Annotated in this window: 18 protein-coding genes; 3 read left to right on the forward strand and 15 right to left on the reverse strand. The window is 37.9% G+C overall.

Annotation, left to right across the window (positions count from 1 at the left end; translation table 11 throughout):
* The first annotated feature begins 551 nt into the window (after nucleotides 1-551).
* Nucleotides 552-1,403, forward strand: coding sequence for an MBL fold metallo-hydrolase (locus MN204_RS11545; RefSeq protein ID WP_249871228.1), 852 nt, complete (start codon nucleotides 552-554; stop codon nucleotides 1,401-1,403).
* Between the two features lie 223 nt (nucleotides 1,404-1,626).
* Here the strand turns inward: MN204_RS11545 and MN204_RS11550 are convergent, their stop codons facing one another.
* The 3 genes from MN204_RS11550 to MN204_RS11560 all read right to left on the reverse strand — a co-directional run bounded on the left by MN204_RS11550 (nucleotide 1,627) and on the right by MN204_RS11560 (nucleotide 4,567).
* Complete coding sequence (locus tag MN204_RS11550) at nucleotides 1,627-2,898, reverse strand: C40 family peptidase (protein ID WP_249871229.1); 1,272 nt, start codon at nucleotides 2,896-2,898, stop codon at nucleotides 1,627-1,629.
* Nucleotides 2,899-3,152: 254 nt separating this feature from the next.
* Nucleotides 3,153-4,430: an isocitrate lyase gene (gene aceA / locus MN204_RS11555; protein ID WP_249871230.1), complete on the reverse strand. Its 1,278-nt coding sequence runs from the start codon at nucleotides 4,428-4,430 to the stop codon at nucleotides 3,153-3,155.
* Entirely contained in the window at nucleotides 4,430-4,567 is a 138-nt protein-coding gene (locus tag MN204_RS11560) for a hypothetical protein (protein ID WP_249871231.1), read from the reverse strand. The genes aceA and MN204_RS11560 overlap by 1 nt, the downstream gene beginning before the upstream one ends.
* 365 nt (nucleotides 4,568-4,932) lie before the next feature.
* Between MN204_RS11560 and MN204_RS11570 the strand changes: the two genes are divergently transcribed.
* The gene (locus MN204_RS11570) at nucleotides 4,933-5,964 is read left to right on the forward strand and encodes an aromatic acid exporter family protein (RefSeq protein ID WP_249871232.1); all 1,032 of its coding nucleotides are present in this window, start codon (nucleotides 4,933-4,935) and stop codon (nucleotides 5,962-5,964) included.
* A gap of 11 nt (nucleotides 5,965-5,975) precedes the next feature.
* Here the strand turns inward: MN204_RS11570 and MN204_RS11575 are convergent, their stop codons facing one another.
* The 8 genes from MN204_RS11575 to MN204_RS11610 all read right to left on the reverse strand — a co-directional run bounded on the left by MN204_RS11575 (nucleotide 5,976) and on the right by MN204_RS11610 (nucleotide 12,429).
* Nucleotides 5,976-6,608 (reverse strand): response regulator, encoded by a 633-nt coding sequence (locus tag MN204_RS11575; protein ID WP_249871233.1) that lies wholly within the window; start codon nucleotides 6,606-6,608, stop codon nucleotides 5,976-5,978.
* Complete coding sequence (locus tag MN204_RS11580) at nucleotides 6,601-7,644, reverse strand: sensor histidine kinase (protein WP_249871234.1); 1,044 nt, start codon at nucleotides 7,642-7,644, stop codon at nucleotides 6,601-6,603. The genes MN204_RS11575 and MN204_RS11580 overlap by 8 nt, the downstream gene beginning before the upstream one ends.
* Nucleotides 7,641-8,369: a cell wall-active antibiotics response protein LiaF gene (gene liaF / locus MN204_RS11585; protein WP_249871235.1), complete on the reverse strand. Its 729-nt coding sequence runs from the start codon at nucleotides 8,367-8,369 to the stop codon at nucleotides 7,641-7,643. The genes MN204_RS11580 and liaF overlap by 4 nt, the downstream gene beginning before the upstream one ends.
* A gap of 102 nt (nucleotides 8,370-8,471) precedes the next feature.
* Nucleotides 8,472-9,104 (reverse strand): PspA/IM30 family protein, encoded by a 633-nt coding sequence (locus MN204_RS11590; protein WP_249871236.1) that lies wholly within the window; start codon nucleotides 9,102-9,104, stop codon nucleotides 8,472-8,474.
* Between the two features lie 23 nt (nucleotides 9,105-9,127).
* Nucleotides 9,128-9,478 (reverse strand): lmo0954 family membrane protein, encoded by a 351-nt coding sequence (locus tag MN204_RS11595; protein ID WP_249871237.1) that lies wholly within the window; start codon nucleotides 9,476-9,478, stop codon nucleotides 9,128-9,130.
* 473 nt (nucleotides 9,479-9,951) lie between these two features.
* Nucleotides 9,952-10,566, reverse strand: coding sequence for a DedA family protein (locus MN204_RS11600; protein WP_249871238.1), 615 nt, complete (start codon nucleotides 10,564-10,566; stop codon nucleotides 9,952-9,954).
* Between the two features lie 281 nt (nucleotides 10,567-10,847).
* Nucleotides 10,848-11,846 (reverse strand): LLM class flavin-dependent oxidoreductase, encoded by a 999-nt coding sequence (locus MN204_RS11605; protein WP_249871239.1) that lies wholly within the window; start codon nucleotides 11,844-11,846, stop codon nucleotides 10,848-10,850.
* Nucleotides 11,836-12,429 (reverse strand): DUF1836 domain-containing protein, encoded by a 594-nt coding sequence (locus tag MN204_RS11610; protein WP_249871240.1) that lies wholly within the window; start codon nucleotides 12,427-12,429, stop codon nucleotides 11,836-11,838. The genes MN204_RS11605 and MN204_RS11610 overlap by 11 nt, the downstream gene beginning before the upstream one ends.
* A gap of 141 nt (nucleotides 12,430-12,570) precedes the next feature.
* Between MN204_RS11610 and trhA the strand changes: the two genes are divergently transcribed.
* Complete coding sequence (gene trhA, locus MN204_RS11615; RefSeq protein ID WP_249871241.1) at nucleotides 12,571-13,218, forward strand: PAQR family membrane homeostasis protein TrhA; 648 nt, start codon at nucleotides 12,571-12,573, stop codon at nucleotides 13,216-13,218.
* 46 nt (nucleotides 13,219-13,264) lie between these two features.
* On the opposite strand, the gene MN204_RS11620 is transcribed toward trhA, so the two are convergent.
* The 4 genes from MN204_RS11620 to MN204_RS11635 all read right to left on the reverse strand — a co-directional run bounded on the left by MN204_RS11620 (nucleotide 13,265) and on the right by MN204_RS11635 (nucleotide 19,608).
* Nucleotides 13,265-14,320 carry a M42 family metallopeptidase gene (locus tag MN204_RS11620; RefSeq protein WP_249871242.1) on the reverse strand — a complete coding sequence of 352 codons (1,056 nt, stop codon included), beginning with the start codon at nucleotides 14,318-14,320 and terminating at the stop codon, nucleotides 13,265-13,267.
* 312 nt (nucleotides 14,321-14,632) lie between these two features.
* Nucleotides 14,633-15,937 (reverse strand): PcsB-like coiled-coil domain-containing protein, encoded by a 1,305-nt coding sequence (locus tag MN204_RS21295; RefSeq protein WP_306798681.1) that lies wholly within the window; start codon nucleotides 15,935-15,937, stop codon nucleotides 14,633-14,635.
* A gap of 395 nt (nucleotides 15,938-16,332) precedes the next feature.
* A complete protein-coding gene (locus MN204_RS11630; RefSeq protein WP_249871243.1) occupies nucleotides 16,333-17,100 on the reverse strand; it encodes an ABC transporter ATP-binding protein in 768 nt (255 codons plus the stop codon).
* A 153-nt stretch (nucleotides 17,101-17,253) separates the two neighbouring features.
* The gene (locus tag MN204_RS11635; RefSeq protein ID WP_249871244.1) at nucleotides 17,254-19,608 is read right to left on the reverse strand and encodes an FtsX-like permease family protein; all 2,355 of its coding nucleotides are present in this window, start codon (nucleotides 19,606-19,608) and stop codon (nucleotides 17,254-17,256) included.
* Nucleotides 19,609-20,024 lie beyond the last annotated feature (416 nt).

Raw genomic sequence — 20,024 nt, forward strand, 5'->3', positions numbered from 1 at the left:
TTGACAGGATTGAAACCTACTTTTTAAAAATAGAGTCATTCTTTTTCGGTTTCATAGCTATTTTCCGCAATCTAACTATAAAAATCCTTTTCAAAGATGAAGGGAAACTTCACTCAAAGGTATGAACAAAAGGCTTCTGACAGAATCGGACATTTACGAATTGTGAATCCCCCCTTACAATACTATTTTCCCTCAATTTTATGAAGTGGATGGAATATGGCAGTTAATGCAGGATAAAATTGCATTGGTCTTAACATACTACATTTATCAAGTATAACCGCTATTATACAGAAAATTAAAAGAGATGACATGTACGATGTTCATGACACTATTAGAAAACTTGATTGTCGCCATGCCTTTCTAAGACCAAGTTTATACTTTTTTTACTTGTAAATAAAAGAAAACTTCACTTAGCGTTGAAAATGTCTAGTAATACGGGTAAAATATATAGTTTGTAATCCGATTTTCAACGTAACTTCAGTGGATTGCGTTAATTTCCTGTAATCATAATGATGTTCGATTTTTTAATTTATAAGAGAGAAGGTATTTAAATGTTGAAAGAACTTGCAAAAAGCGTGTACTATATGCCCCATTATTCAGAAACTGATCGGCCGACATTAGGTTTGATCTGTGGGGATACCTATAGCTTAGTCGTTGATTCAGGGAACTCGCCTGCACATGCAAAAGATTTTCTTGATCTAGTCAAAAAGATGGCTATTTCGCCGGTAAAGTTTGCTGTCATTACACATTGGCATTGGGACCATATCTTTGGCATTAAAACGATGGACCTGTTAACGATAAGTCATGATGAAACGAAGAAGAAAATAGACTATATGAAAACACTTAAATGGGATGATGCTTCCATAGATGAGCGAGTTGAAACTGGAGAAGAAATTGAATTTTGCAGGGATATGATAAAACGTGAAATGCCTACACGTGATTATTTGGAGCTGAAGTCACCGAATGTAACTTTTAATGATAAGATTGAAATTGATTTGGGTGGCATAACCTGTGTGATCGAGCATGTTGGAGGTGTCCATGCACATGATTCATCCATTGTTTATATTCCTGATGCAAAAGTACTGTTTCTAGGGGACTGCATCTATCAGGACTTTTATAGTGGAGAATGGAGTTATGATTTGGAAAAATTGACTATCCTAATAGCTAAAATAAAAAAATACGATGTCAATCACTATGTAACAGGTCATCAAAATCCGAAAACGCACGAAGAAATGAGCAGCTTTTTTGATGATTTAACAAGTATCGGTGAAATTGTAGGTAAAGAAGTTACGCTTGATAAAGCTGTTACTAGATTTAACGAGGTACGAAAAACAATACCAAATGAAGAACAGCTAGAGTATATCCAAAACTTTGTAGCCGGTAATCAAAAGAAAATGAATTGATAAAGTAACAAGGTAAGCTGTTCTATCGATCCCTTATACTTATGGAGATAAGAAAAAAGCTTGGAATAGATCCAAGCTTTTTCTGTGCTTTATCCTAATGATTTTAATCAGAATTGATTTTTTTGATGGGGAAGCATGTATAAACTTTACTACTTGCATAGAAGCAACGAAGGCATTCAGCCAAAAAGCTTGGCGAATGCCTTCGTTAACTAATTTTATACGATTAATTTACACTACGTACATGGCCAGCAAAATGCTCTGCCCAGTACCCGCTGCTCATGTCCGCAACAGCAAGTCCTGTTGAATTTTGCGCACCGATAAATTTACCGCCACCAAGGTAGATACCAACATGGCCGTTTGTTTTGTATGTGTTGAAAAACACAAGATCACCAGGTTGCATATTGCTTGGAGCTACTTTTGTACCAGTACTTGCTAAACCTGAAGTACTTGAAGGTATTGAAATTCCTGCCTGTGCAAAAGCCCATGACACGAATCCGGAACAATCAAAACCACTTGTAGTTTTTCCACCCCATACATATGGAGTTCCCAGATGTGCAAACCCTGCGTTCATTGCTGTACTGATGTTTCCAGAAGCTGCTGGTTTACTGGCAGTGCTTGTTTCGCTACTTAATGTTGTCAGTTTTCCATCATCATTGCTATCGGAATTGCTATCGGATCCGCTATCGTTGACTGGAGCACTTGCAACCATAGTTGAAGGAGCTGGTTCCAGTGCTGCGTTTATACTTGCCACCACATTTTTCTCAAGTGTTGCAAGCTCGGAGTCCTCCATTTGCAATTCTTCTTTTAAAGCTATTAAATCTTTTTCTTTACTTTCCAGATTTTCTATTTTATTTTCATTCTCAGCCTTCTGATCTTCAATCAATGCTAAAATACCATCAAGCTCAACTTCCATCTCTTGAAGCTCTTCAAGCTTAACGATGACGGCTTTTTGTTTTTCTTCGACCTTTATTTTATCTTCTTCCTGCTTTTTGATTAAGGCATTGTCTGATTCTGTAATTTTGTTTACAGCCGAAACACGACTGATGAAATCACCAAAGCTTTTGGAACCAAAGATTACTTCCAAATAGCTTATCTCACCGCCACTTTGCTGGTATGAGACAGCACGTTCTTTCAGAATATCAAAACGTATTTCTATCGCTTCTTCTAGCGCTGCAATTTCTTCTTCAAATAGAGCTACTTCATTTTCTTTTTCTGTTATATGTACTTTCGTTTTCTCCAATTGCTTTTGGTTTTCTTCCAACGCATCGTTTACTTTTTGAATTTCCCTATTCAATTCCTCAAGTTCCATTAATACATCAGCAATTTGATTTTCTGCATCTGATAGATTTCCTAGCAATGCTTCTCGTTTTTCTTGAATCTCAGCATGCTCCGTTTCAAGTTCCTGTACGGTTTCCGCCTGGGTTGTCACTGTGAATAAAGTACTACTTATACCAACCACAGCAACCGTGGTCAATGTCATTATTGTCTTTTTCAATTTCTCGTTTCCCCGCTTCCCACTATCACACCGCAATGCTCTCTATGTATGTATGTATTTTTATGTATTCAATTTTGCAGTTATGTTTATAGTTTAGTAGATTTAATCTAGGCAATATGTAGTATAGCATTCTAAAATGTCACTTGTATTATGATAATGTTACAGTTATATTTCAAAAATGACAATAAACCTCTTTTTTCATTAAAAAATGCCCGCCCGAATTAACGGACAGGCATTTTTTAATGAAATTTGTCTTATTTTGTAAATTGTTCTGCTTCCGTAGAACCTTTAAGTGCAGTTGTTGAAGCCGTTCCACCGGAGATGACCTGTGCTACTTCATCGAAATAGCCTGTGCCAACCTCACGTTGATGGCGTGTTGCACTGTAACCAAACTGTTCACTGTCGAATTCAGCTTGTTGCAATTCGGAATAAGCTGCCATACCTTCATCTTTGTACTTCCGTGCCAATTCAAACATACTATGGTTTAATGCATGGAACCCAGCCAATGTTACAAATTGGAATTTATAACCCATTTTCCCTAATTCTTTCTGGAAGTTAGCGATTTCATCATCTGATAGTTTCCTTTTCCAATTAAATGACGGGGAGCAATTATAGGCCAAAAGTTTGTTTGGATATTGCTCATGGATGGCATCTGCAAACTTCTGCGCTTCTTCTATATTTGGTTCGGATGTTTCACACCAAATCAAATCTGCATAAGGAGCATATGCCAATCCTCTTGCAATCGCCTGCTCAATTCCTGATTTTGTTTTGTAAAACCCTTCTGTCGTGCGCTCGCCTGTTATAAAAGGTGCATCGTATGGATCTACATCATTTGTAATCATATCAGCAGCATTTGCATCCGTTCTTGCAATAATAACTGTAGGAGTACCCATTACATCTGCGGCGAACCTGGCTGCAATTAGATTTTTGACCGCATTTTGTGTAGGAAGCAACACCTTACCACCCAAATGACCACATTTTTTCTCTGATGACAATTGATCTTCAAAATGGACTGCCGAAGCTCCGGACTCAATCATCGATTTCATCAATTCAAAAACATTGAGCTGTCCACCAAAGCCAGCTTCTGCGTCAGCCACAATCGGGGCAAACCAGTCAATTTCTTCATTTCCCTCTGAATAGTGAATCTGATCTGCACGCTGAAGAGCCTGATTAATTCGTTTTACGACATTGGGAACACTGTTAACTGGGTACAGACTTTGATCGGGATACATCTGTCCTGCCATATTTGCATCTGCAGCAACCTGCCATCCGCTTAAGTAAATAGCTTTCAGCCCAGCTTTGACCTGTTGAACTGCCTGGTTTCCAGTCAAAGCTCCTAAAGCATTTACATAGTCCTCTGTATTAATGAGATCCCATAACTTATTTGCTCCTCTTTGTGCCAATGTGTGTTCTATGTCAATTGAACCTCGCAGACGAATAACTTCCTCTGCGCTGTACGGACGTTCCACTCCAACCCAGCGAATATTACTTTCCCAATCCTTTTTCAGTTCATTTATACGTTCGTTTGACATTATCCTTTTCCCCCTTTTATTAGTTGGCTATATGCCGGCATCTTAAGTTTTCTTAAACATTTCATTTCTTCGGGTGTGAGTAGATTTTCAAATTGTTTTTCAGGATGAATTTGTATCGTTTCACTCTTCCATAACATGAACTCAACCCCTCTGTTATACTATAATTGAATTAGTTTTATATTGTTGTATAACACTATAACTAAAAAAATTTAGTCCTCCTTCTTTGACAAACAGTAGTCACATTCCATTGTGTAACTTCTAGAATCCACTTCTTTTCCACACTCTGGACACGATACTTTCTCATTTCTTTTCATCTTGTTTCCCTCCCTCTTATATAACAGTTGTTATATTATTTCTTCTGTTACAAAACAGTTTATTCTATCTTCTGAAATAATGCAACCCCTTTTTTGAAATTAATTGAATTTTTTTTCAAATAGTAAGAGAATAGGGATAACGATAACGTTTTGATACGTCGTTAGTTATGGGAATAGAGGTTAGAAAGGTGAAGATTTATCAATTTATCGGTAGCAGAGTGGTTAAAACGGGAGTTGCTGTCTTTTTGACAGCCCTTCTATGCCAATGGATTGGCTGGCCCCCGGTCTTCGCTGTCATAACGGCCATCGTGACGATTGAGCCGACAGTTTCAGATTCCATAAAAAAAGGGCTTGTCCGTTTTCCGGCATCGGCAATTGGTTCAGCTTATGCTGTATTATTTATTTCTTTATTCGGTAATTCTTCGCTAACATATACATTGGCAGCTGTATTTACGATAGCTACCTGTTACCGATTAAAGCTTCATGCTGGTTTGCTTGTGGCTACCCTGACATCTGTTGCAATGATTGAAGTCATTCACAGCCATTTCCTGATTGCCTTTTTTACAAGGTTAGGTACGACAACCATCGGTCTTGGAGTATCCACACTTGTAAACATGTTTATACTGCCACCGGATTACAGAAATCTGATTAAAAATAATGTAACAGATATCAAGAACCAAACTGCATCGCAGATCGAAAGAATATTTAAAGCGGTACTTACAGATCAACAGGAGAAAACATCCTCCATGCTTGAAGATTTAAGGAAACTCGACAATGATATCAAACAGACAGAAAAGTTGAGCGGTTTTCAAAAAGATGAGGATAAATATCATCCACTGATTGAAACAGAACAGGAACAATTTCAACACCTGCAAAATAAGCTCAGTCACCTGCGTCTCATTCATTATCATTTAAGTAATTTAATCCATAATCCGATTATTGATTTGTCGTGGACAGAAAGTGAAAGGAATACGATATTACTCTCTGTTCGAGGGTTGGTTGACAGTCTAAAGGATGCGTCTTTATTTGAGCCCGTTACACATGCAAGACAATTGAAGGAGATAACAGAGATTTTTTGGGAAGATAACGAGGAAATTACAAAGAATAATGACATACATCCGACTAACTTCCCTCCGGAACTGATCATTTTATATGAACTAGTATCCATTTATAATCTCGTAGCTAAATTTTATGAGGAAACAGAAAGAAGAGCCGATTAAAATGGCTCTTCTTATTCGACGAGATTATTTTTAAATGCATAGATGACGGCCTGTGTCCGGTCATGAACTTCAAGTTTTCCGAGAATATTACTTACATGTACTTTTACTGTTTTAAGTGCAATATAAAGTTCGTCGGCTATTTCCTGATTCGATTTCCCTTTGGCAATTAGCTGCAAGATTTCACCTTCGCGCACTGTCAATTGATCATGAAGCAAAGATTTGGGCTTATGACGCATTCGGTTCATTATTTTGCCGGTCACTTCCGGCTCCAAGATGGACTGCCCACGATATGTTGCCCGGATTGCTTTTGCGATTTCACTTGCCTTTGATGTTTTCAGCATATAGCTGGTAGCACCTGCCTCAAGTGCTGGATACACTTTTTCATCATCTAGAAAGCTAGTAACAATAATAATTTTTGCCTCTGGCCACTTTTCGATAATCTTGCTTGTCGCTTCGATACCGTCCATTTCTTTCATGACAAGATCCATTAAAATAATATCGGGTCTTAAGTTTAATGCGAGTTCCACAGCAGGGACACCATCATCCGCTTCGGCAATCACATTTATGTCCGGCTGTGCTGAAAGATAGGCCGAAACCCCGATTCGGACCATTTCATGATCATCAGCAAATAGTACATTAATCATCTTGCGTTTCCTCCTTTCCAAGCACCGGGACTTTTACTTCCAAGCGTGTTCCTTCGTTCGGCAGGCTGATAATTTTAAAGCTTCCACCTACTTCATAGGCACGTTCCCTCATGTTTTGCATCCCATATGAACTTGTTTTTACTTTTTTCATATCGAAACCAATCCCATTATCGGCCACTCTTAATATAATCGTTTCATCCCGCTCAATCAGTAGGATATTCATCGTCGTTGCTTTGGCATGTCGCAATGTGTTCGAGATTGATTCTTGTAAAATACGAAACAGTTGGTCTTCTATCCCTTTATCTACAGAAAAAGATTCCACTTTTGATACAATTTCCATCGGCACTTTCTGGGTAAGCTCATGTAACAATTCCTCTACACCTTCCTGAAGGGACTTTCCTTTTAATGCTACAGGCCGCAGATGTAATAGTAATGCACGCATCTCCAGCTGGGATTGGTGTATCATTTTTTCCACCATCGTTAACTGCTTTTTAAGTGTCGGATTATCCGGTGGGTTCGCATCATTAATTGCAGACATCATCATCGAAGCGGCAAATAGCTGTTGACTTACTGAGTCATGCAGTTCCCTTGCCAGACGGTTCCTTTCCTGGACAACGATTTCCTGTAGGCTTTTCTCTCTTTCATGAGCCCGTTCTGTAGATAGCCGCTGGGCATGTTCTGCCTGATTTCGGAGCTTCTCCTGCAATTGATCAATCCGTAAATGTATTCCCGTCATTTCTTTATACGGTTCCTCAATAAGCGATACTTTCTGCCCCTTTACCATTTGATCAAGTTTACGTTCCACATGATGAAGCCTCTGCTTCGAGTACCATCCAATCGAAAGACCTGTAATGGTGCCAATCAAAATAGCGATTCCGAGCACCCAAACAACAAATGAAACATTGCCAAATCCCTCTGTCCAAACAGCAGACCAATTCGCTGGAGGAAAGAAAAGAAGCGTCACCCCTACAAGCATGAGCGCAAACAGGATACTAAAGAGAATTGCCGTAAACACGGGACGAATAACGGTATTCATATTCGCTTCACCTCGATATCTCCAGAGAGTAGGGAGGTTATGATTTTTACCCGTGGGTATGCTTTATCATATTTCTCTGTTTGATAAAATAGCGAGCGATTCATTAACTTTCCTTCGTGCTTTCCTAGAATATGCGCTCGTCCAAAAATAGAACTGTGATGTATGCTTACTTCAACCTCATAAGGAACATAAATTTCGATATTTCCAATAAAATGCCGTATCGATATGACAGCCGTATCATTTGGCAAAACCGTATTACTTAGATCGATAATACGGTCTCCAAAAATACCATTTATATTGACATCCTTCCACTGGTAGGCAGTATCCTCTGTTACTTGATCACCAAAATAATTCTGGTCGAACAGCGGGGTAATTTCGATTAATGTCTCTTCCCTTATTTCCCCGCTTGGAAGGATTGGCTCGTCATATTCCGCTTCCTTTTTCGCCTTCGAATAATGAATGATAAATAAAACAACTGCTGCGATAATGAGGAAACGTACGGCCATTAAATTTAAGATGGCAAATACGAGACTGACCAATGAGATCCAAAATAAGATCTTACCCCATAATTTATTGAAATATTTCCAGCCAATGTACATAAATAAGGCCGAGAATAAAGCTGGAATAATCGTACCTCCATAAAAAAAGGCAATCTCAAAAATAAAGAGGATTACACCAATGATCAATATCCAGTTGAAATAATCTGTTGATAGTCGTTTGAACATCGCTGTAATCCCCCTTTTTATGTAATCGTATAGACGCAGAAGTACTGCGCCTGTACAGTATATCATGATTTATAATTTTCCTGCATCGTTTGATCCTGCTCTTTAATTAGCCTGTTCGTTCAATTCCTTTTCAAGTTTTGCTATTTTACTATCAAAGGTGCTTTTATAATAGGAGCTGTTTACTTTGTACTCCAAGTTCTCAATATATTGCTCCATTTCTGCGAATTTAGAGAATGACTTATCCGAAGTCTCTTCCACCACTTTATTAATTTGGTGATTTGCTTTTGCAATATTTTCCCTGCCCATCAATTCCATTCTGCGCAAATGCATGTCCTTTAATCGATGTTTCATATCTTCATAATTTTGTTCCAATGTTTCAAGTTGCTCCAATGCCTCTTCGCGGGAAGCTTTCATCCGATCAGCCCGTACTTGATATTCTTCATGTTCCTTTAAAGCAAACTCATGCATCGTTTCTTCCCCAGCCTTATTCGCAATTGCCGCCTGTTTTAGGCGTCTGTCGGCAAGATCTCGTGCCTTCAAGTATTCTCTTGAAAATTCCTCTTTTAACTTGTACTGGCGATCAATCAATTTTCTAACCTTTTCTTTTTCCTGCTCACTTTGACGTAAATATTGATTTAAAGCTGCAATCGGATTTTTCTGTTCCTTTTTATCCAGCATCGTATGAAGGTCTGCAGAAACGGTTTCTTTAATCCTTGTAAAAATATTCGTTGACATCTAAATCTCTCCTTTTATTTAAATTATCTGTTCAAATCTGCCCATTGACGTTCAAAATTGGTAAACGGGTCGTCTTCTTCCACCACACGAACAACCGGACTTTCATCTTCATTCCAGTTTTTGTAGATGAGGTAGAGGACATAAGCAGCAGCCACTCCGATGACGGCATACATATTGGAAAATGTAATGCTCAATACAAGCAGTCCAACAATTGCCCAGCCAACTTTTCCGACTGTGGAATCGCTGTTGACAAATCTTTTGAAAACGATATAGAGCAACCAGATGCTCAGAGCCAGCAATGCCATTGGACCAATATTGGCCACAAGAATCAACAATGCAACAAGCCCTCCGACGAACAATAGAAATTTTTTCATTTCTTTTCCTCCTTTCTTTATCCTAAACCAATCATATCCGTAAAAACGCTCCTCCGTAATGAGCCTCAGCTATATTTCCAACTACGCCCACAGACCTATAGGTGCCTGTCACTCCTCGATTTTTGTCGGTATTTATCGAACAGAATTTACTCATAACGATTAGAAAACTTGGTTGTCACCAAGGTACGTTTTCAAACGATTTTACTCGATGACATTCATTTGACCGATAAAACAGCAAATAAAAGCTGCCTCTAATTCAGGCAGCTTTTATTATTAAGATAACAACGATCTTGTTAATCTTTTTAATATTAGTAGATAATAGATTCTGTTATTTAGTTCAATAAGAGAATAGATCAGGATCTCTCAGAACGGGTCTATTATGATGTGTAAAACAGGCTAATTTAATGATAAAACATTAATATAACAGCGAAAATGACGTATGCCAGTACTTACGTCATTTGGTGCCTTCATTTTCATTCTTTCTTTTTTCTTTTCTTCCTCATATACCAGACTGCAAATAACACGACCGCGATACCTACCAATATATAGACAACAGAGGAATACATATCCATAATTCCAAGTATATCCTCCCAATTTTCACCAAGGACAACACCGACTGAAATAAGTATTATATTCCAGATGAATGTACCAATTGTAGTAAAAAACAAAAATACGGTAAACTTCATATTCGACATACCTGCAGGGATTGAAATAAGGCTTCGAATCAATGGAATCATTCTGCAAAACAGTACCGTCCAGTACCCATATTTATCAAACCATGCATCCGCTCTATGAATATCCTCTTTGCTGACACGAAGAACATGACCCCAGCGATCAACTATCTTCTCCAATCTTTCCACATCTATCAACAGCCCGACGCTGTATAAAATCATCGCACCGATTACGGAACCGAGTGTCGCTGCAACAAGAATACCTATCACCGTCAATTCCGTATATGTTGTCAGAAATCCACCGAAAGGAAGAACGATTTCAGAAGGAATAGGCGGAAAAATATTCTCAAGAGCCATCATAAGGAAAACTCCGAGATATCCCAATTGTTCCATAACGTCAGTAACCCAACTTTGCATAAGTGCCTCCAGTAAATAATGGTTGTCCATTCATTCATATGTCAAACATCATTGAAATATTTATTAATAATCGTTAGAAACTTGGCTGTCATCATTCCTTTTGGTGGGAGCCTTCGTTGTACTTACCCAGATAAAAAAATACCATGCAAGTCACGAGCGGATCCACGATGATGGTTTCCGATCTACAAGAAAATGAAAAAGAACCCTCAACAATCAATAAGGGGTCTTCATTCAACAGCTTTCATTAAGTAAAACTTCACACAGTCCGATATGTGGATAAATCACTGCTTTTCCTTTAATTTAAATTCATCAGCAAGTAACCGATAAGATTTTTTTCTGGCCTCATAGCTATGTGTAATCGTAACAACCATGATTTCATCTGTTGCATATAATTCCTGCAGTTCCTCCAGCTTTTTTCTTATCATTAGAGGATCTCCAACAATCTGACTATGCTTCATTTTCTCTACCATCTGTAAATCATCATTTGTGTAAGGGTAAGCATTTGCTTCTCTTAGTGAAGGGACGCCGCTTTTTCCCATCCCCTTCGATTGCTGAAACTTCCACAGAATATTGCTTTTCGCCAGTTCTTCTGCTTCTTCATTTGTTTCCGCACAAATTACGGAAACAGTTACAAATGCTTTTGGTTTTTCTCCTAGAAAATGATCATAATAACTTTTCACAATTGACGGGCCATCTTGATTACTCATAAAATGACCATATACATATGGCAATCCTTTCTCTGCCGCTAACTTTGCACTTTTACCACTCGTTCCAAGGAGCCATGGAACTGGAGCTATTTCTGGCACAGGTGCCGCTGTCACGTTGGAAAATAGATGGTCTTCCGGAAAATTTCCATCAAGGAAATGCATCAGTTCATCAATCAGAACAGGCATCTTCTGCACCTTTTCCAGAAAGTTACCAGCCAGCGCTATAGAGACCTCAGCAGATCCACCAGGGGCTCTTCCTAATCCGATATCAATTCTTCCCGGGAACATGGTTGCCAACACATTATATCTTTCTGCAATATTATACGGTTTATAATTAGGCAAAAGAACAGCACCAGCTCCCAAACGAATCTTACTCGTTTTAGAACCTATCATTCCTAAAAGAATATCCGGAGCAGGACTGGATAAGCCATCGAGATCATGGTGCTCAGCCACCCAAAAACGAGTGTAACCCAACACATCAGCCTGCTTGGCCAATTCGATTGTAGCTTCAAGGGCTTCTTTTGGAGTCCTTCCTTTGGAAACAGGAGCCTGATCCAAAATACTAAGCTTCATTCTTTTCCCCCTCCTTTTTCTTCATATCGTCGACGATTTTCTCTGCAGCTCTTCGGTAATAATTGCTCATACTCGAAAAGGTTGCTACCAGTAAAACGTTTTCCAAATATTCTTCATCATGATCATTAGTTAATTTTTTCGCTTCTTTTTTTGCATCGATCATCTGGTCCTCAACATTTTTTATGAACATGGTACTGTTTTTTTCCATTAAGTCCAGGTAGCTTCTGTATAACTGATGCAGGTTGAAATCTTCACTCACTATTTTTGTATTCAGATCATCAAGCGTCTTCTTCACATCGTTGATTGATAATGCACTTTTCATTTGGTATATCAGACTGATTAGTATCAGATGGTCCTTGGAATATTTTTTGTTTTTAATAGGAAAAAAGAGTTTTCCCTTCGCGTAATTGTTAATCATTGTTTTTGTTAGAACTTTTTCTTCATCATTACGCTTGGACGCTGCAAATTTATTTTCAAACAGCTGAATGACCTGATCCATATATAAATCCAGATTAGGAATATCATCCAGTGTCAGTTGGGTATCCATATTTAGAGAATCAATTAGCCCATTATTATTTTCCATTGTTTAAACTCCATTTTTAAAGGTTTTGTTACATTATACGTGATATGATTTTCAAAGTAAAACATTGACTATATATCAACATAAGGTTATTATCATGATATAGTTTCCAAAACTACATATCATTATAGGGATGTGAACAAAGTGAATAAATATATTCGAGAACCAATTAATGGATTTACACATCTATTTGGAGCCATCATGGCAGCTGTTGGCTTGGCAGCTCTGGTTATGAAAGTATCTGCAACATCTGACGCTGCATTGGATTTTATGGCAGTCATTATATTTGGAGTAAGTATGATTTTATTATATACCGCTTCAGCAACCTATCATATGGTTGTTGCAAAAGATTGGGTGATCGCATTTTTACGAAAAATTGACCATTCGATGATATTTGTCCTGATTGCAGGCACCTACACACCGTTTTGTTTGATTACGTTAAATGGGGTAAAAGGCTGGTCAATATTTGCAGTGATTAGCGCCTTAGCGTTAATCGGAGTTACATTTAAATTGATTTGGTTTCATTCACCAAGATGGCTGTCCACAGCACTTTACGTGATAATGGGCTGGATCATGATCTTTTTCAGTGGATCACTTGCAGCCGAAATTGGGAAAAACGGGATGATATTCCTCGTTGCAGGCGGGCTGTTCTATACAATCGGTGCCCTTATATATTGGTTGAAACCAAGTTTTTTATCCTTTAAGCAATTTGGTTTTCATGAGATTTTCCATCTATTCATCTTAGTTGGGAGCCTATTCCATTTCATCTGTATTTACATGTATGTTTTATAAAAGAAAAAACGAACTTGCCAACAATCGGTAAGTTCGTTTCTTTCCTTTAATAGGATAAAATCTTTGATTGCAAATAATGGTAAAGCAGGTTTTCAGTATGGATTAATGATGTCTCATGCGTTCTTTCAAATGCATGGGAAGAATCAATCCCCGGGCCAACCAAGCCATGAATGATATCATGACCGGCTCGGATGGCAGCAGATGCATCAGAACCGTAATATGGATAAATATCCAGTTTATAGCCGATATCATTTGATTCCGCAATGTTGACCAAATGCGTGCGCAGTGCATAATGATACGGTCCGCTTGCATCTTTGACACAAATGGATACCGTATATTCGTCTGTCGATTGGCCATCCCCCATTGCTCCCATATCTACTGCCAAGTATTCGACAGTTTGCGGCGTGATATTGGAATTACCGCCATAGCCGATTTCCTCATTATTTGAAATAAGAAAATGTGTAGTGTGTGGCAATGTAATGTTTTCTTCCTTTATCCGTTTAATCAGCTGCAGTAAAATACCTACACTTGCTTTATCATCCAGATGACGTGATTTGATAAATCCATTATCCGTCATTTGGACTCTTGGATCGAATGAAACAAAATCCCCTACTTCGATACCTAAATTCCTGATGTCCTCTGCATTTTCAACCTTTGCATCAATACGCACTTCCATGTTTTGCTGATTCCGTTTTGCATCACCTGCATCCTTATAAACATGGACAGATGTCTGATGCATGAGAATGGTTCCTGTAAAAATGTTACCTCCGGAAGTTTGAATTTCACAATATTCCCCTTCAATGGAGTTATAGCGGAATCCTCCAATCAGGTCCAGGCGAAGTCGCCCATTACTTTTTATTTCCTTTACCATTGCACCTAAAGTATCCACGTGGGCAGTCAGCATTCTATGTTCGTCATTATTCACACCAGGTAATGTTGCGATTAAACCGCCTTTTCGATTGCGATGCGTTTCCACATTTAAATCCTGCAAATAATTTTCAACGAATTGAATAACTTTAAATGTGTTTCCCGATGGACTCGGAATGGATACTAATTGTTTAATAAGTTCTTTCGTTTGGCTTACATTTGGATATGTATTCATATTGCACTACTCCTTTCCATGATCCTCTATTGATATATTACAGGTTATTATTCGGAAATAACAGTAGCAGCAGCTGTTACTATAACTATCATTTTATTCGTACAAGTACTCCTCTGTTCGATTCCAGACCAATTCTATCATTTTATCATCCCGATACCAGCTGTCAGTGAACGCAAGTATTTACGGGCTTGATTGCCTGAGAAACTATTTCCCATTATTAGTGCAGTAGATTTAGCATAAAAAGAAGTTTTTTTAAATCCTCGACTACCAAAAAAACGCCAATCCCATTAACGGAATTGGCGTTTTATATTATTAATCTACAATCGTTACTTTAACTGTCCGTACACCCCAGTTTAACGCTTCCTGTCTTGTCGGTACAAATACATCAATCTTATTCCCTTTGATTGCACCACCGGTATCTCCTGCAGTTGCATAGCCATACCCTTCTACAAGTACAATACTGCCTAATGGAATCACATTTGGGTCTACTGCGATTACTTTTGCATCAGGATTTTTGTTTAAATCAATCCCCGTTGATGTCACACCGGAGCAGCCTGCACATCCGGCAGTATATGCTGTAGAAGTCATCGTAAATGTCTTGCTTTCTTTCTTATCTTCCTTTGGTTCTTCTTTTGATTCAGCTTTCGGTTCTTCTTTTTCCTGTACTTCTTCTTTTGGTACTGCTTTCGTTTCTTTTACTTCTTTTTTTGATTCCTGCTTAACAGGTGTTATCGTTTTATTTTCCTTCGGCTGTACTGTTTCTGCTTTCGTTTGTTTTGGCTCAACAGATGCTACCTGAACTAAAGCAGAATCATCTGCGGTTTCCTCTTTTTCCGCTGATTCAGCTTCAGCCATCGCGTTTTTAGCTACGATATTTTGTCTGACCTGGTTTTCAAGTGAAGCAAGCGTACTATCTTCCATTTCCAATTCATTTATTAATGCAGTTAATTCCTGTTTTTTATTTTCCAGTTGTTGTTTAGATACATCATTTTGCTTAATCTGCTGGCTGATGAATTCTTTGGCTTCTTCCTGTTCCAACTTCATTGCGTTTAACTCATTCAGCTTCTGTAATACTTCGCTACGGTTATCTTCTACCGCTTGCATATCATCTTGCTGCTGTTCCATTAAAGCTGCATCGGAATTCGTAATCTTGTTGACTGCTGTTACACGGCTTACAAAGTCATCGAAGCTTTGCGAACCGAATATAACTTCTAGATAACTGATTTTCCCACCCGTTTTCTGAGTGGATACGATACGCCCTTTCAGTATTTCATATCTTTCTTCAATTTTAGCTTCGAGTTCTTTTATCTCTTTTTCCAATTCGGATACCTCATCCAGCGTATCTTCTATATTACGCTCTGTTTCATCAACGAGGTTTTGATTTTCGATTAGCTGTTCATTAGCAAGTTGGAGTTCCTGATTTAATTTTTCAAGCTCTATTAAAATTTCCGCTACTTCACTTTCTGATTCTGAAAGATTTTCTTTTAATGAAGCACGATCATTACGAATTTCATCTAAATTGTTCGCGGATTCTGCAAAGGCTGGGACACTGAAGAATGAACCACCTAGACCAACAATCATAATAAATGCAATCATGACTACGAAGGTTTTTCTCATATTTTCCCCTGCTTTCTAAAATCACATCTGCAATTTCTAGTTTTATAACTTCATTTCGTCTGTTTGCAGTAATGTAACTATGTTTTTTCTATTACAAAATATTTCCATCCTAAGTAAAGGTAGTGTAACATCTGCACATGTCATTAATATTATAGTAATGTTACAATTTCATTTCATAGGGGAAAGCATGTTTTCTACCATACCGAAAATATCAAAATATCAAAATATCAACTTTAAATTGGATGTCAAAAAAACACGAGTATAAATACACTCGTGTTTAATAGGTGCCTGTCACTCCCCGAATTTTGTCCAATAAAGTAATGCTTATTTTCTTCACAATCCATTTCTTATTGCAAAGACTTAGCTTTAAACTTATCAACTAGATGAATGGAAGATTAAAATCTATTTTCCACTAACCATTTCATAATGCTTTCTTCTCTATCTTTCCCATCATCATGCTGTGCATCGTATTTACTCATTTTCTTCTGCGCGACAATATTTCCATCTACCATAAACAATACCCTATCGGTTTTAGCAGCCACCTTTGCATCATGCGTAACAAGCATTATGGTTGTCCCGTTTTTATTAATCTCTGCAAGAATAGACATAATCTTTGCTGCTGATTTGGAATCCAATGCTCCAGTCGGTTCATCTCCAAATAAGATGTCCGGATCATTTATCAATGCTCTGCAAATGGCGACTCTCTGCAGCTGTCCACCCGAGCCTTGCGTGATATGGTTATCTGCAAGCTGTGCAATTTCTGTCATATCCAACAGTTTTTTTGCTTTTTGATATACCACCTTTTTATTTGCATCTTTTGATACCAGTGCAGGAAACATAACATTGTCAATCAGTGACAGATTTTTTAATAGATGAATATCCTGAAAGATAAACCCCATGTGTCTCAGTCGTAACTTCGCCAGTTCTTCTTCTTTTAGTCTACCTATTTCGCGGCCTTTAAATTTCACACTGCCAGCAGTAATTCGATCCATACCGCTTATATTATAAAGCAGTGTTGATTTCCCGCTTCCGGATGGCCCCATGACCGATACAAATTCACCTTCTTCAATCTCCAAGTTTACACCCTTTAAGATATTAAGGTAATTATTTTTTCCTAATTCTACTTTTTTGCTCATACTTCTTGCTTCTAAAATACTGCTCATATCTATTCCTCCAATGCCAAATTGGTAAAGTAAACGCTACAGTCATTACTACATTTTCAGGAATCTGCACTCTTATTGTTTCGTTTCCTTTCACGCAGAAAACTTTTCTACGTTCGCATATACGCTTCCTGCCCGGACCGTTTTCAGCCCGTTTTAACTTCTCATTACAATTGATAAATCATCTTCTGCTGATACGTTACAGCACACGAAAATTGTAAACCAAACAACTGCAATAAGTGCTAATGGAAAGAGGAGCCAAGTCTGCCATGCAACAATAACAAGCTCTATTTTTGAAGCACCCATCGTGGACAGTGCCATACTTACAAGAGATTCCCCTAAATAATTTGAAGCCAGCACTCCAACGATGATTCCAAATAGGAGTACCATCAACGTTCCTGCCATATATTGGTTTTGTATATGTTTAGAAGTTAATCCCACACTCCGCATGATTGCAATCTGGGACATGTCCTTTGATAATAACATCCTAAGGAATAATGCAGTGATTAATACAGCAATGATGAATGCAATTGCGATTGCACCTAAAACAATGACGCTCATCTGATCAATGATATTCCCAAGCGTCTGTCGAGTATATTCTTCTATATCATTTACCTGAGCAGATTCATAAGCATTCTGATAATACTTCATTTTCTCATGAATATCTGCTTCTGGAGACACATCCATGCTAACAATATACCAAAGAACCGCATCTTGATTTACCTCAAGACTGTTATCCGCCTTCGCTGTTTTCCCTCCATTTGTTATATCCTGATAAATACCACTTACTTTCAAAGTCTTTTCTGTCCCGCCTACCTTAACCGCTATTTTATCTCCCACGTTCTTGTTTAATCCGTCTTCCTGTGCATTGGCAAAGGAGAGCGCGATTTCCCCTTCATCCTCTGGAGCGCTTCCTTCCAGATAATTTAGAGGAAACACCGAAAAATCGCCTGTTTCAATATAAATATAGTCCCAGGAACCTTCTGTATTTTTGACCTGGTAAGAACTTGTGATAGACGCCGCATGCTTTTCAATTTCCGGATCATTTTCCAGCTCTTTCTGTAGCTTTTCAAAATCATCTGTAATCGTATCTGTTCTTCGAAGATCAATTCTCATGTCGGATTTCCCTATTCCCATGTATGTGGAAAATTCCGGTGAATTCATCGTGTTATATATATTTAAGGGAAGTATCGCTATAAATGTGCATACAATAAAAATAAAAAATAGTAATCTGTATAAACCGAAACGTTTCCATACGTCCCTGACACCCATATATAGATTGGTGCTGAAAAATTTGTTCTTAAGCAGTGGAAAACTGTACTTTCGATTCTTTCTTCGCTCCATGATATCGGAACGTAATGCTTCCACCGCAGATATTTTATCAATTTTTTTGAGTACATGTCTGCAATACATTACAATCATGATATAGACAACTAATGGAGCTACAAGAGAGAGTACATATTTTAAATTCCCTGATAGATCCGAAGCTATGTAAAGCCTCATATTCCCGTTAAAAAGATTTACCACTGCAAAGGAAAGCAGATACCCTATAATGCCGCCCGCGGCTGCCATGACTCTATATTTGTTCAAATATACCTTCTTTATATCCTTTTTCGATATTCCTATTGCTTTCATCACACCGATTTCTCTTAAATCTTCATCAATCGTTGCCAGAAACGTAAGTCTGATGCAGAGTGCCGCTATAATAATCAATAGAATACTGATTAGTATAATCACCATTGCAATCGCTGTATCTGACATGGCATTAAACAGCAAAAATATTGTTCCTCCAATTGTAGGTCCGTTTGCTGGAAGACCTGCTTCAAAATAGGCAGTCTGAACCGCATTCACATCCCCGTTTTCAGTCAGTTTAAATTCGATAAGATATTCCAGTTCCCCTGCCTGTTCTCTGCGCATTTCATCATAGTCCTGCTTATTGATAACAAACCGTTTCGATGAAGTAAAGGAAGAATTCATCTCATAATCCCTTGCATAATCTGAAATGATAAACGCTTTTTGATACTCTCCATTTTTCACCGTGATCGGATCACCTATTTTTAAGTCATATTGTTCCATGAAATAGATAGGAACGGCAACAAACCCTTCCTGGACATCCAGCTTTTCATTATCCAAATCTAATATAAAATCAAATTTATTATTCTGTACGACAAATGAAATGTCCTGTACTGTTCCAGCCATCGTATTATTATTGCCATAGTGAATATGACTTCCATCAAAATTAAGTAGGACCATTGTCTCCTGCATCCCTATGTGTTCACGGTGTTCTTTTGTAAATTGATCGATTTCCTCCTGGTCATATTCACCAGAATGCATCTGCGTAATGTCAGCAGGCATGGCATGTTCCTGCAGTTCCGACATTGACTGTATCAGATTTGCAATATTATTTATGGCACTGGCTCCTAAAAGAACTGCCAGAGTTATAAATATAAATACTGTGCCAGTGATGATTTTCTTCCTGTAGAAATCATTTTTCACCATTTTTATAAACAAAATCATTCCTCTTCTCTAACAGTTTTTCTAATTTTATATAGATGAAGCTATCTTCCCTCTTTTCACTACTCCCATTTAGAATTACAAGCAAATTTTACCATCAATCCTTTATACTTTCTATACACCTTAAGTTTAAATTAACGTCAGTCTTAAGCCTTACATTAGCTTTATTACCGCTATTTAAATGAATTATTATGCCATATCCGGAAAATTGTTAAACTATTTTTACATGATTATAAAAATCCCTTAAGTTACCTCTAGTGCCTGTCACTCCCCGAATTATGTCGAATAATATTTTTAATTTAGCATATTTACCCTTCTATCTTATTTCCACAATTGGTAGATAGCATTACTCTATATTTTAAATTTATCTCAGGAGGAAAAGAAGCTAGTCACTTAAAAAAACATGCCCTCTC

Source organism: Oceanobacillus saliphilus (genome assembly GCF_023522835.1).
Lineage (GTDB): Bacteria > Bacillota > Bacilli > Bacillales > Amphibacillaceae > Oceanobacillus > Oceanobacillus saliphilus.